At 69.1% G+C, this 13,283-nt stretch carries 11 protein-coding genes; 7 read left to right on the top strand and 4 right to left on the bottom strand.

What is annotated here, in order from left to right:
* Positions 1–70 precede the first annotated feature (70 nt).
* The 3 genes from BFF94_RS33680 to BFF94_RS33670 all read left to right on the top strand — a co-directional run bounded on the left by BFF94_RS33680 (position 71) and on the right by BFF94_RS33670 (position 2,120).
* Positions 71–931 carry an HTD2 family dehydratase gene (locus BFF94_RS33680; RefSeq protein WP_219140322.1) on the top strand — a complete coding sequence of 287 codons (861 nt, stop codon included), beginning with the start codon at positions 71–73 and terminating at the stop codon, positions 929–931.
* 381 nt (positions 932–1,312) lie between these two features.
* The gene (locus BFF94_RS33675; protein ID WP_128846572.1) at positions 1,313–1,600 is read left to right on the top strand and encodes a DUF1330 domain-containing protein; all 288 of its coding nucleotides are present in this window, start codon (positions 1,313–1,315) and stop codon (positions 1,598–1,600) included.
* Positions 1,601–1,658: 58 nt separating this feature from the next.
* Positions 1,659–2,120 carry a hypothetical protein gene (locus BFF94_RS33670; RefSeq protein WP_128846574.1) on the top strand — a complete coding sequence of 154 codons (462 nt, stop codon included), beginning with the start codon at positions 1,659–1,661 and terminating at the stop codon, positions 2,118–2,120.
* 46 nt (positions 2,121–2,166) lie between these two features.
* On the opposite strand, the gene dhaL is transcribed toward BFF94_RS33670, so the two are convergent.
* Positions 2,167–3,867 (bottom strand): dihydroxyacetone kinase subunit DhaL, encoded by a 1,701-nt coding sequence (dhaL, locus tag BFF94_RS33665; RefSeq protein ID WP_219140321.1) that lies wholly within the window; start codon positions 3,865–3,867, stop codon positions 2,167–2,169.
* A 240-nt stretch (positions 3,868–4,107) separates the two neighbouring features.
* On the bottom strand, positions 4,108–5,262 hold the full coding sequence (locus tag BFF94_RS33660) for a sigma-54 interaction domain-containing protein (protein ID WP_219140320.1): 1,155 nt from the start codon (positions 5,260–5,262) through the stop codon (positions 4,108–4,110).
* Positions 5,263–5,748: 486 nt separating this feature from the next.
* Here BFF94_RS33660 and msuE point away from each other — a divergent pair, with 486 nt between their 5' ends.
* Together msuE and sfnG are read left to right on the top strand one after the other, a co-directional pair.
* Complete coding sequence (gene msuE / locus BFF94_RS33655) at positions 5,749–6,309, top strand: FMN reductase (RefSeq protein ID WP_128842616.1); 561 nt, start codon at positions 5,749–5,751, stop codon at positions 6,307–6,309.
* 36 nt (positions 6,310–6,345) lie between these two features.
* On the top strand, positions 6,346–7,449 hold the full coding sequence (gene sfnG / locus BFF94_RS33650; protein ID WP_219140319.1) for a dimethylsulfone monooxygenase SfnG: 1,104 nt from the start codon (positions 6,346–6,348) through the stop codon (positions 7,447–7,449).
* Between the two features lie 60 nt (positions 7,450–7,509).
* On the opposite strand, the gene BFF94_RS33645 is transcribed toward sfnG, so the two are convergent.
* Positions 7,510–8,157, bottom strand: coding sequence for a LysE family translocator (locus BFF94_RS33645; RefSeq protein WP_128843977.1), 648 nt, complete (start codon positions 8,155–8,157; stop codon positions 7,510–7,512).
* Positions 8,158–8,267: 110 nt separating this feature from the next.
* Between BFF94_RS33645 and BFF94_RS33640 the strand changes: the two genes are divergently transcribed.
* Positions 8,268–9,119, top strand: a complete 852-nt coding sequence (locus BFF94_RS33640) for a LysR substrate-binding domain-containing protein (protein ID WP_128843976.1) — start codon at positions 8,268–8,270, stop codon at positions 9,117–9,119.
* Between the two features lie 22 nt (positions 9,120–9,141).
* Here the strand turns inward: BFF94_RS33640 and BFF94_RS33635 are convergent, their stop codons facing one another.
* Positions 9,142–10,029 (bottom strand): LysR substrate-binding domain-containing protein, encoded by an 888-nt coding sequence (locus tag BFF94_RS33635; RefSeq protein ID WP_219140318.1) that lies wholly within the window; start codon positions 10,027–10,029, stop codon positions 9,142–9,144.
* A gap of 163 nt (positions 10,030–10,192) precedes the next feature.
* Between BFF94_RS33635 and ydiJ the strand changes: the two genes are divergently transcribed.
* A complete protein-coding gene (gene ydiJ, locus BFF94_RS33630) occupies positions 10,193–13,240 on the top strand; it encodes a D-2-hydroxyglutarate dehydrogenase YdiJ (protein ID WP_219140317.1) in 3,048 nt (1,015 codons plus the stop codon).
* Positions 13,241–13,283: the final 43 nt, after the last annotated feature.

Genomic DNA, 13,283 nt, shown 5'->3' with positions numbered 1-13,283 from the left:
AATCCGATTTCGCGAAACGGCGCGCGGCGTGCATATTTGGGCCATTGCAAGCGCTCTGGAGACTTCACACGTGTCGACCTCATCCTCGCATTCCACCACCCAGGCGTCGCTCGACGCGTGGCTCGGCAAGACCGAAACGCTCGGCGACGACATCACAGCGTTCCCGCTGAACGCGCTGGCTGCCACGCTCGACCGCCCGTCGCCCGGCGACGTCGTGCCGCCGATGTGGCACTGGCTCTACTTCCTGCCGATCGCGCCGCTGGCCGAAGTCGGCCCTGATGGCCACCCGAGGCGCGGCGGCTTCCTGCCGCCCGTGCCGCTGCCGCGGCGCATGTGGGCCGGCGGCCGCCTGACGTTCCATGCGCCGCTGCGCGCGGGGCGGCGCGCGACGCGCGAATCGACGATCGCGAACATCGAGGACAAGACCGGCCGCAGCGGCCGGCTCGTATTCGTGACGGTGCAGCACCGGATCGAGTGCGACGGCACGCCGTGCGTCGAGGAAGAGCACGACATCGTCTATCGCGACGCGCCGCAGCCGGGCGCACCCGCGCCGAAGCCGATCGCGGCGCCGGCAGGCGAGACGTGGTCGCGTACCGTCACCGCCGATTCCGTGATGCTGTTCCGCTATTCGGCGCTGACCTTCAACGGTCACCGCATCCACTACGACCGCAGCTACGTGACGCAGGAGGAAGGCTATCCGGGGCTGGTCGTGCACGGCCCGCTGATCGCGACGCTGCTCGTCGATCTCGTGCACCGCGAGCGGCCCGGCGCGACGCTCGCGAGCTTCGCGTTTCGCGCGGTGCGCCCGACCTTCGACGGGCAGCCGTTCACGCTGTGCGGCAAGCCGTCGGACGACGGCGGCACGATCGAGCTGTGGGCGAAGGATCGCGACGGCTGGCTGACGATGCAGGCCACTGCGACCCTTGCATAACGCGCTTCCTTACACTCATCGACGACGAATCCGGCACGGCGCTCCCGGGTAGCGTCCGCACCGGGCATGCCGATTGCACCCCGTTCGGCCCGCAACACCGGCGTCGGTCGCACCGTCGGTCGAATCTTTTCACGCCTTCCCCGAAGACATGCCCCGTGGCATCGCCCCCCATCCGGGCGTCGAAGCACGAGCAGTCGTTCATCGCCGAAGATGACCTGTACGACAGGCCGGAGCCGGGCGCGACGTGCTTCGGCGAATCCCGGTAAGCTGCACGTTGGCCGCGCATGCAGCGCGTGCGGTCGCGGTTTGAACGGCGCGCGCAGCTTCCCACGGCACCGCGTGCGTCCGCCCCCTTAACGCAATGCACCGGGAGTACGCATCTTGGCAACCTACATGATTTTCACGCGGGAAAGCACGCAGGACCAGCACGAACTCGATCTCTACCATGGCCAGGTCGGCGCGACGCTCGCCGGGCATCCGGTGAAGGTGCTCGCTGCCTACGGGCCGCAGGAAACGCTGGAGGGCGAAGGCCCGGAAGGCGTCGTGATCGTCGAGTTTCCGTCGAAGGAAGCGGCGCATGCGTGGTATCACGGCCCCGAATACCAGACCGTCGTCCAGCACCGGTTCAAGGGCGCCCGCTATCGCGCGGTGCTGGTCGAAGGCGTGTGAGCGAGACGCCGCGGGTGTTGCTTCGGATGCGATGCAACGCCCGGCGCGCGCCCCGATCATGACCACGACGACGCCTGTCTCCGCGCCGGCTCGCCCGCCGATGGGCCGCGCCACGAGCGTGCTGCTCGCGATCAGCGTGGTGCTCTACCTGATCGCGATGTTCACCACGCCATTCCGCACCGGCACACCGGATCCGCACCCGTGGAGCGACGGCTGGGAGGTGCTGCTGACCGGCTGGCTGGGCGTGCTTGTCGGTATCACCGCATGGCTCGCGAACCCGCTCGTGTTCGCGGCCTGGCTGCTGACGGCGAAGCGCCGGCGCACACCGGCGATCGTGCTGGCCGTGCTCGCGCTGCTGTTCGGGTTGAGCTTCCTGTCGCAGCAGCGGATTGCCGTCAACGAAGGGGGGGACGTCGAACCCGTGCATCTGGATGCAATCGGCTACTGGTGCTGGCTCGCGAGTTTCGGTGCGGCGTCGATCGGTGCCGCGTTGCTGCCGGGGCGGACGAAGTCGCGCTGATTGCGGACAAGTCGAAGGCGCGACGTCGATGCCGCGCCTTCGACGTTCACCGAATGTGCGCCTGCAACGCGCGCACCCAGTACGACACGGCCACCGCACCGCCATCCGGCGTGCCGATCGCGCGCTCGCCGAGATAACTCGCACGCCCCGCGCGCGGCGTCATGCGCGCCGTTTCCTGCGCACCGTGCTCGGCGGCTTCGACGGCGGCCGCCCACGCGCTGGCGGGATCGCGATCGTCATCGAGCGCGCGGTCGAACGCATTGGCGGCCGGCACCAGCGCATCGAGCATCGTCCGGTCGCCGGCGTGCGCGCCGCCCAGTTCACTGATCGAATCCACCGCGGCGCGGAACGCCGCGGCCCAGTCGCGCGCCGCCGGTTCGGCGATATCGGCCAGCCGGCGCGACGCGCGCAACAGCGCGGTCGCATAGAACGGCCCCGAGCTGCCGGCGATCGCGCGGCGCAATGCGGCGCCGAGCGCCGCGAGCGCGCCGGCCGGCGTGCTGTACGCGGTGTCAGGCAATGCGAGGATCGCCTGCGCGGCGCGCAGCATGCTCGCGCCGAGATCGCCGTCGCCGGCCGCCGTATCGAGGTCGGTCAGCGTCTGCTCGTGATCGATCAGCGTCTGCGCGACTGCGTGCAGCGCCGGCTGCAGGCGCGCGGCCCACGCGCGGCCGGCCGCGTCGAGCGGGGGCCGCGCTTCGTCGCGCGAAGCGGCCGCGGCTACGCGGAGGTGCGCGTTCACGGCGCCGCCGCCCGGCCATGCGCGCGCCTGGGTCGGCGCGTCGAGCAACGCCGCACGTTCGTCGTTCAGCCGCAGCACCGAGATCGAGCAGCCGGGCATGTTCAGCGCCGACAGGAACGTGCCGGCCCACGCGCGCGCGACGACGATGCCGCGCCGGCTCAGGTTGTCGTACGCGGCGCGCAGCACGATCGCGAGTTCCATGTCCGGCGTCGCGCCGAGGCCGTTGACGAACAGCGCGACGCGTTCGCCGCTGTCGAGCACGAGATCGGCGACGATGCTCGACAGCAGCGTGTCGACCAGCGCGTCGGCCGGCAGCGGCGCACGGCGTTCGACGCCTTTCTCGCCGTGGATGCCGAGGCCGAGCTCGATCTCGTGATCGGCAAGGCTGAAGCCCGACTTGTCGGCGCCGGGGATCGTGCAGCCGTCGAGCGCGACGCCCATCGTGCCGAGCTCGGCCGCCGCGTCGCGCGCGATTCCCGCGACGCGGGCGAGCGGCAGCCCGCGCGCGGCGGCCGCGCCGGCGAGCTTGTGGATCAGCACGGTGCCGGCGATCCCGCGCCGCTGGCCGCGCTCGACGCGGCCGCGCAGCGACACGTCGTCGGCGACGATGACCGTCTCGACCGGAATGCCTTCGGCCCGGGCGAGTTCGGCGGCAAGCCCGAAATTGAGCCGGTCGCCCGTGTAGTTCTTCACGATCAGCAACGCGCCGTTCGGGCCGGCGCTCGCGCGGATCGCGGCGAGCACGGCGTCGGTGGACGGCGACGTGAAGACTTCGCCGCAGACGGCCGCGCTCAGCATCCCTTCGCCGACATAGCCGCCGTGCGCGGGCTCGTGGCCGCTGCCGCCGCCGGAGAGGATCGCGACGGGCCGCTGCGCCGGCTCGGGCAGCGGCTGGCGGACGAGCACGTGCTCGTCGCCGAGGATCGCAAGATGCGGCGACTGCCGCGCGATGCCTTCCAGCATTTCACGCACGACATCGGACGGGCGGTTGACAAGCTTTTTCATGGCGACGGGTTCCGGACGGGTGAAAGGGGCTCGTCCGGGCCCGCTCGGGCACTGGACGGCTTTCGGGTTGCGGAGGATCGGGGGCGCCCTGTCGCCGGGCGCAGGCGGTCGCGTAACGGGCGACCGGATGCGGGAGGGGAGAACGAGGCGCGCGCTTCGCGCCAAGATACATCAGGTTCGGACGTCGCGGCACGGATCGCGGGCGCGATCGCGCGGGGCGGCGGCGCGCCCCGGGTGCGGCTACTTCATCGCCGCTATCGCCTTCGCGCGGATCAGCCGCGCGCGCAGCACGTTGCGGCTGATGCCGAGCAGTCGCGCGGCCTGGATCTGGTTGCGGTGGCTGAATTCGAATGCGACGCGCATCACGGTGTCCTCGATGCGTTCGAACAGATTGCCGTGATCCTCGTCGAACAGGTCGCGCAGCGCTCGCTCGAGTGCGGCCTGCGCGCCGGCGGACGGCTCCGGCGCGCGCGCGGCCGCCGCCGGCACACCTGGCGGCGCGATGGGCAGGTCGAAGTCCTGCAGCGCATCGTGGCGGCTCACGAGCAGCGCGTGATGAATCGCGTTCTCCAGTTCGCGGATGTTGCCGGGCCAGCCGTATGCCTCGAGCCGGCGCTCGGCGCGCGGATCGATGCTGCGCGGCCCATGGCCGAGGCGGCTCCGGTAGTCGTCGAAGAAGTGGCGGGCGAGCGGCAGGATGTCGCCCGGGCGCTCGCGCAGCGTCGGCACCGCGAGCTGCACGACATTGAGCCGGTAGAACAGGTCGCCGCGAAAATGCCCGGTCGCGACCCCCTGCTGCAGGTCGACGTTGGTCGCGGCGACCACGCGCACGTCGATCGGCATGCCCGTGCGCGAACCGAGCCGCACGACCTCGCGCTCCTGCAGCACACGCAGCAGCTTGACCTGCATCGACAGCGGCAGGTCGCCGATCTCGTCGAGAAACAGCGTGCCGCCGTTCGCGGCTTCGAACCAGCCGGGCTTCGCGCTGAACGCGCCCGTAAACGCTCCTTTCTCGTGGCCGAACAATTCGCTCTCGACCAGCGTTTCGGAGAACGCGCCGCAGTTCACGGCGACGAACGGCGCATTGCCGCGGTGGCTGAGGCCGTGCACGTGGCGGGCGATCAGTTCCTTACCGGTGCCCGTCTCGCCGACGATCAGCACGTTCGCGTCGCTCGGTGCGACCAGGCGAATCCGTTCGAGCAGCGCGACCGAACGCGGATCGACGAACACCTGCGCGCGGGCGCGGACCTGTGCGTGGCGCCCGGGCAGCGTCAGGACCGGCGCGATGCGCTCCGCCGCCGGCTGATCGGCCGCATCGCGCCGCCCGGGCTTGTCGCGGGGCACGGTGACGACACGCAGGTTGAGCGGATGCGGCGAGGCGGAATGGGAAGTCATGGCGGTGAACCGTTGATGGCCGGACGGATCGGACCCGTGCCGACGGGCGTCGTGGTCCTCGTGGTCCGGTTGCTGCGTGGTCAGCAGAGTGTTCAACGTTTCGGCGCGCGCGAAAAGCATCGATTTCTGATAACCAAAGCGCGATTGCTGCGTAGCGTGCAATGGTGCGGGAAAGTGATGTAGCCGCGACGCCTGGACAGCGAATTCGACGTCATTGCATGACCGCACTGCTGCCTGCGCAGCAGCGAATCAGCAACGCCGCTTCATCCGGTTCATCGCGCCGACGAACATCGATGTGATGCGTTCGCTGGAACGCTTGCCGCGACTGGAGATTTGGCGCGAGCGGCCCACCGGGCGGGCGATTGCGAAAAAGCTTCGCGATGCAGATGATCGAGCGTTGACGCACGGGCGGAAGTGGCACGCTCCTTGCTGACCCGAAACGGTATCGGCGCGGCAACGCGCGGCTCGACAACGGGAACGCATCGCATGAGCAACCCCCTCAACGTGGTCGCGATATCGGGCGGCCTGCAGCGGCCGTCGCGCACGCTGGTGCTGACCGACGCGATCGTCGCGTCGCTCGGCGCCGCGCTGCCGATCGACACGCGGCTGATCGAACTCGGCGAGATCGGCGGCCGGCTGGCCGGCGCGCTGACGCGCGCGCAGGTGCCGGCCGATCTCGATGCGTTGCTCCGCGCGATCGAGACGGCCGATGCGCTCGTCGTCGCGAGCCCCGTGTATCGCGCGTCGTACACAGGCCTCTTCAAGCACCTGTTCGACCTCGTGCGTCACGACGCGCTCGTCGACGTGCCCGTGCTGCTCGCGGCCACCGGCGGCAGCGAGCGTCATGCGCTCGTGATCGACCATCAGCTTCGCCCGCTGTTCAGCTTCTTCCAGGCACGCACGCTGCCGATCGGCGTGTACGCGTCCGAAAGCGATTTCGATCGATACGAGATCGCGAACCCGGCGCTGCGCGAGCGCATCGCGCTCGCCGTGGATCGCGCCGTGCCGCAACTGCGCCCGTATGCGCTCGCCGTCGCGGCTGCGTAGGCCGCTTCCGTTTCCTCCCCCGACCAGGACATCTTCATGAGCCTTACCGACCCTTCCGCCGACGGCGTCAAATTCGCGTACTGGGTGCCGAACGTCAGCGGCGGCCTCGTCGTCAGCACGATCGAGCAGCGCACCGACTGGAGCCTCGAATACAACCAGCAGCTCGCGCGCACGGCCGAGGCGGCCGGCTTCGACTACGCGCTGAGCCAGATCCGCTTCACGGCCGGCTACGGCGCCGAATACCAGCACGAGTCGGTGTCGTTCAGCCAGGCGCTGCTGCATGCGACGACGAAGCTCAAGGTGCTCGCCGCGATCCTGCCGGGGCCGTGGCATCCGGCCGTGGTCGCGAAGCAGCTCGCGACGATCGACCACATCTCGAACGGGCGCATCGCGATCAACGTCGTGAGCGGCTGGTTCAAGGGCGAATTCACCGCGATCGGCGAGCCGTGGCTCGAGCACGACGAACGCTATCGGCGCTCGAAGGAATTCATCCAGGCGCTGAAGGGCATCTGGACGCAGGACAACTTCACGTTCAAGGGCGACTTCTACCGCTTCAACGACTACACGCTGAGCCCGAAGCCGGTGCAGAAACCGCACCCGGAAATCTTCCAGGGCGGCAGTTCGCGCGCGGCGCGCGACAACGCGGCGAGCGTGTCGGACTGGTATTTCACGAACGGCAATACGCCGGAGAACCTGAAGGCGCAGATCGACGACATCCGCGCGAAGGCGGCCGCGAACAATCACCGCGTGCGGATCGGCGTCAACGCGTTCGTGATCGCGCGCGACACCGAGGAAGAGGCGCGGGCCGTGCTCGACGACATCATCCGGCATGCGCACGTCGAGGCCGTGCATGCGTTCGGCGACGCGGTGAAAGAGGCGGGCAGCGCATCGCCGGAACGCGAGGGCAACTGGGCGAAATCGACGTTCGAGGATCTCGTGCAGTACAACGACGGCTTCCGCACGAACCTGATCGGCACGCCGCAGCAGATCGCCGAGCGGATCGTCGCGCTGAAGGCGATCGGCGTCGATCTCGTGCTGGCCGGGTTCCTGCATTTCATCGAGGAAGTAGAGTACTTCGGCCGGCGCGTGCTGCCGCTCGTGCGCGAACTCGAGGCGCGGCGGCAGGCGGTGGCCGCGTGATGGCTGCCGGCCGGTGCGCGGCTCGCGATGGCGCGAGCCCGCGCCGCGCCGGCGCAACACTCACGCCACGCCCGCCAGCTTCGATGCATCGACCACCATCTGCACGCCGAGACCGCCGAGGATGAGGCCCATCGCCCAGCGCTGCGCGAGCAGCAGCGTCGGGCGAGCGTGCAGGTACTGCGCGATGCTGCTCGAGCAGATCGCCACCAGCCCGTTCGCGGAAGCGAACGCAGCGATCAGCAGCGAACCGAGCAACAGCGATTGCCCGAACACGCTGCCTTGCCGGTAGTCGATGAACTGCGGCAGCAGCGACAGGAACAGCATCGCGAGCTTCGGGTTCAGCACGCTGGTCGTCGCGCCCATCGCCAGCAGGCGCAGCGGCTGTTCGCTCGGCAGCGCCTGCACCTCGAACGGCGAGCGGCCGCCGGGCCGGACCGCCTGCCAGGCCAGGTACAGCAGGTAGGCCGCGCCGACCACGCCCAGCACGCTGCCCGCATAGGGCACGCTCATGAACAGCGTCGTGATGCCGAACGCCGCGCCGAACATGTAGAACAGGTAGCCGATCATCACGCCGGCCAGCGAAATGAGCCCGGCCGTGCGCCCTTGCGCGATCGAGCGCGACATCACGTAGACCATGTTCGGCCCCGGCGTGACCGCGAGCATGCCGCCGATGACGAGAAACCCGTAGAGCGATCCGGATGGTTGCATGTTGTTCGCTTCCTGCATCGAATGAGTGCTGACGGGATTCATTGTCCGGCCGTGGAGATGCACAGTAAAACGGGATAAACTGAATGGATTGATCAGTTTTTCTGAATACGATGAAAAAGCTCGACCTCGATGTGCTGGCGATGGTGGTGGCCGTCGCGGAATCCGGATCGTTCGCGCAGGGCGCACAGGCCGTGCACCGGTCGCCGTCGGCGGTGAGCATGCAGATCAAGGCGCTGGAAGACGCGCTCGGCAAGCCGCTGTTCATCCGCGACACGCGCAACGTGACGGCGACCGACGACGGCACGATGCTTGCCGAATACGGCCGCCGGATGCTGGCGATGCGCGACGAGGCGTGGGCGTCGGTCGTGCGCCCGGAGATTCGCGGCCGCGTGACGATCGGCGTGCCCGACGACTACATCTCGTCGCTGCTGCCGCAGGTGCTCGGCAAGTTCGCCGCGATGCATCCGCGCGTGGAAGTGCGCGTGATCGGCCAGCCGAGCAGCGCACTCGTGCCGATGCTGAAGGACAACACGGTCGACCTCGCGTGCCTCACGCGCATCAAGGGCGTGACCGGCGAGCTGATCCGGATGGAGCCGCTCGTCTGGGCCGGCTCACCAAAGCGTAACGTGTGGGAGGAGCGGCCGCTGCCGGTGGCGTTCTTCACGCACGGCGGCAGCATGGCGCGCGATCACGCGGTCAGGGCGCTAAACCGGCGGAAGATCCCGTACCGGATGTCTTACGAAAGCCCGAGCCACCTCGGGCTACTGAGCATGGTGGAGGCCGGGCTCGCGGTCGCGCCGCTCGCGCGCTGCTGCATTCCCGATCATCTCGTGCAGCTTTCGGAAAGCCACGGGCTGCCGCCGCTGGGCGAACTCGAGGTCGTGCTCGCGCGCAGCGCGCAGTCCGCGCGCCCGCCGTGCGACTACCTCGCCGAGCAGATTCTCGGCGAATGGCGCGCCTGACCGGCACGCGGCCGGCGGCGTTTCAGCATGACTTCAGCAACCATTCGCGGAACGCGGCGAGCGACGGCAGCGTCTCGTTGCCCGGCGGGTAGACGAGGTAGTAGCTGCGCTGGCTGGTGATCGCGTCACCGATCGACACGAGCTCGTTGCGGCTCAGCTCGTCCTCCACCAGCACCTTCGGCACCAGGCCGATCCCCATCCCGGCCCGCACGGCCTGGATCAGGTGCGACGTCAGCTCGAAGCTCGGGCCGATGCGCATCTGGCGATGGTCGAGCCGATAGTGCGAGAACCACTCCGCCCACGCCTGCTGGTTGCTCGTCACGCCGAGCAGCGTCTGCGTCGCGGCCCAGGCCGGCGTGCGTGCGCCGGCCTTGCGGCGGCCCGTGTCGGGGGGCGCGATCGCGATCAGGAACTCGTTGTACAGCCGATGCGCGTGCAGGCCGGGCCAGTCGCCCGCGCCGACGGTGATGGCCGCATCGAGGTCGTCGTTGAGGAAATCGATGCCGCCGATCCGCGAATGAAGGTGCACGGTCACGCCCGGATGCGCGGCGTAGAAGTCGTGCAGGTGCGGCAGCAACCATTTCGAGCCGAACGTCGGCAACGTCGCGAGCCGCAGCGTGCCGGCGCCCGCCTGGTGGGACATCGCCTGCAGCGTCGCGCCGCGGATGCGCCCGAGCGCGCCGCTCAGCTCGGCGAAGTAGCGCCGCCCGACTTCCGTCAGCTTCACGGAGCGGCCCTCGCGCCGGAACAGCGGCACGCCGAGCTGATCCTCGAGCGTCTGGACCTGCCGGCTGATCGCGCTCTGGCTCAGCGACAGCTCCTCGGCCGCGCGCGTGTAGCTTTCGTGCCGCGCGGCCGCCTCGAACACCAGCAGCAGCGACATGGACGGGGTGAGGCGACGGTAATTCATGAGTTTTATGCAATATTCGCCGGGTGAGAATTCGTTTGTTTCTCGCGGAATATCCAAAGATACTGGAATTCTCGGTCGCGTGGAAACTTGCTCAAAACTCATGTTTGGGAGCGCGGAAGCACGCCGGCTCCACCCACATGCGTTTTTGCCCCGCTTCTACCCCATGTCGATCGCCCCGTTGCCCCGTCCCGCCAGCCCGCCCGCGCGCCCGTACCGCGATTTTCTCGCCGCGTTGCAGGCCGCCGGATTCGCCGGGGAAATCCGCGCGGACCATGCGAACCGGACGGTGCAGGCCACCGACAACTCGATCTACCAGCGCCTGCCGCAGGCGGTGATCTGCCCCGCGCATGCGGACGACGTCCGGCTGCTGGCCAGGTTGCTCGCCGAGCCCGCGCATCGCGACGTCGCGGTGGCCGCGCGCGGCGGCGGTACGGGCACCAACGGGCAGTCGCTGACCGACGGTGTGGTCGTCGACCTGTCGCGCAACATGAACCGGATCCTCGAAATCAATACCGACGAGCGCTGGGTGCGCGTGCAGGCGGGCGTCGTCAAGGATCAGCTCAATGCGGCGCTGAAGCCGCATGGCCTCTTTTTCGCGCCGGAGCTGTCGACGTCGAACCGCGCGACTGTCGGCGGAATGATCAACACCGATGCGAGCGGGCAGGGCAGCTGCACGTACGGCAAGACGCGCGATCACGTGCTCGAGCTGGATTTCGTGCTGCTGGGCGGCGAGCAGCTGCACAGCGACGCGCTTGCGAGCGACGAACTGGCGCGCCGCTGTGCGCGGCAGGACCGCATCGGCAAGGTCTACCGCACCGCGCGGCGCATCAGCGACGACAAGGCCGCGCTGATCGAAGCGAAGTTTCCGAAGCTCAACCGCTGCCTGACCGGCTATGACCTCGCGCACCTGCGCGAAGCCGACGGCCGTTTCAACCTGAACAGCGTGCTGTGCGGCGCCGAAGGCTCGCTCGGCTTCGTCGTCGAGGCGAAGCTCAACGTGCTGCCGATCCCGAAGGTTTCGGTGCTGGTCAACGTGCGTTACGCCGGCTTCATGGACGCGCTGCGCGACGCGCGCGCGCTGCTCGCGCACCGGCCGCTGTCGATCGAGACGGTCGACTCGAAGGTGCTGATGCTGGCGATGAAGGATTTCGTGTGGAGCAGCGTGGCCGAGTATTTCCCGCAGGACGACCGGCGGCCGACGCTCGGCATCAACCTGATCGAATTCAGCGGCGACGACGCGGAGGACGTCGATGCGCGCGTGCGCGCGTTCGTCGACCATCTGCGCACCGATACGAGCGTGGAGCGCCTGGGCCATACGCTCGCGGCCGGCGACGATGCGGTGAAGCGCGTGTATGCGATGCGCAAGCGCGCGGTCGGCCTGCTCGGCAACGTGCAGGGCGAGGCGCGTCCGCAGCCGTTCGTCGAGGACACCGCGGTGCCGCCCGAGAACCTCGCCGCGTACATCGCCGAATTCCGCGCGCTGCTCGACGGCCACGGGCTGCAGTACGGGATGTTCGGCCATGTCGATGCGGGCGTGCTGCACGTGCGCCCGGCGCTCGACATGAAGGATCCGAAGCAGGCGGCGCTGGTGCGGCCCGTGTCGGATGCGGTGGCCGAACTGACGCAGCGTCACGGCGGGCTGCTGTGGGGCGAGCACGGCAAGGGCGTGCGCTCGGAATATGCGCCGGCGTTTTTCGGCGAGCTGTATCCGTCGCTGCAGCAACTGAAGGCCGCGTTCGATCCGTACAACCAGTTCAACCCGGGCAAGATCGCGACGCCGCCGGACAATACGATGCGGCTGCTGAAGATCGACGAAGTGCCGACGCGCGGCGACCACGATCGGCAGATCGACGAGCGCGTGTGGCAGAGCTACGGCACCGCGATGCACTGCAACGGCAACGGCGCGTGCTACAACTTCGATCCGGACGACGCGATGTGCCCGTCGTGGAAGGCGACGCGCGAACGCGTGCATTCGCCGAAGGGGCGTGCGTCGCTGATGCGCGAATGGTTGCGCCTGCAAGGACAGGCGGGTATCGACGTCGTCGCGGCGGCGCGCGCGCGGTCGCCGTTCCTGCGCGGTCTCGCCGAGCGCTGGCGCAACAGCCGCGCCGCGCGCGACGGCGCGGCCGACTTCTCGCACGAGGTGTACGACGCGATGGCCGGCTGCCTCGCGTGCAAGTCGTGCGCGGGGCAGTGCCCGGTCAAGGTCAACGTGCCCGAGTTTCGTTCGCGCTTCCTCGAGCTGTATCACCAGCGCTACCTGCGGCCGCTGCGCGACTACCTGATCGGCTCGCTCGAATTCACGATGCCGTGGATGGCGCGGGTGCCCGCGCTGTACAACGGGCTGATGCGTGCGGGATGGGTGCGCACGCTGCTGGAGCGGCAGGTCGGCATGGTCGACAGCCCGCTGCTGAGCCGCTTCGATCTCGCGGCCGTGATCCGCCAATGGCGCGTGAAGCCGGCCGACCCGCACGCGCTCGCGGCGTTGAGCGACACGCAGCGCGCGCGCAGCGTCGTCATCGTCCAGGACACGTTTACGCGCTACTTCGATACCGAGCAACTGGCGACGCTGATCGAGCTGGCGGCGCGCGTGGGCTTCCAGGTGTGGCTCGCGCCGCTCGCGCCGAACGGCAAGGCGCTGCACGTGCAGGGCTTTCTGCGGGCGTTCGAACGGGCCGCGATCCGCAACGCCGCGCAACTGGCCGCGCTGGCGCGGTCGGGGGTCGCGCTGGTCGGCCTCGATCCGGCGATGACGCTCACGTATCGGCAGGAATACCTGAAGGTGACGGGGCTCGCCGATGTGCCCAAGGTTGCGCTGCCGCAGGAATGGCTGCTGCAGGCGCTGCCGGAAGCCGGCGCGGGCGGCGTACCCGGCGCGTACCGGCTGCTGCCGCACTGTACCGAGAAGACCAACGCACCCGACAGCGGCAAGCAGTGGGCGCAGGTGTTCGCGCGACGCGGGCTGCGTTTGCAGATTCAGGCGACCGGGTGCTGCGGGATGTCGGGCACCTATGGGCACGAGGCGCGCAACCTGCAGACGTCGAAGACGATCTATGCGCAGTCGTGGGCGGCGCACGTCGATGCGCCGGAGGTGGAAGGCGAGGCGCTGGCGACCGGGTATTCATGCCGCAGCCAGGTGAAGCGCCTGTCGGCGCGGCAGGTGCGCCATCCGTTGCAGGTGCTGCTCGATCACGTGCGGGCGGTGGGGTGACGATCGGGCGGCGCGTGTTGCGTTGCCCGCAAGATGACGTCGA

The organism is Burkholderia catarinensis (assembly GCF_001883705.2).
GTDB classification, from domain to species: Bacteria; Pseudomonadota; Gammaproteobacteria; order Burkholderiales; family Burkholderiaceae; genus Burkholderia; species Burkholderia catarinensis.
Note: the sequence above shows the minus strand (reverse complement) of the source record. Positions and strands in the feature narration are given on the sequence as shown.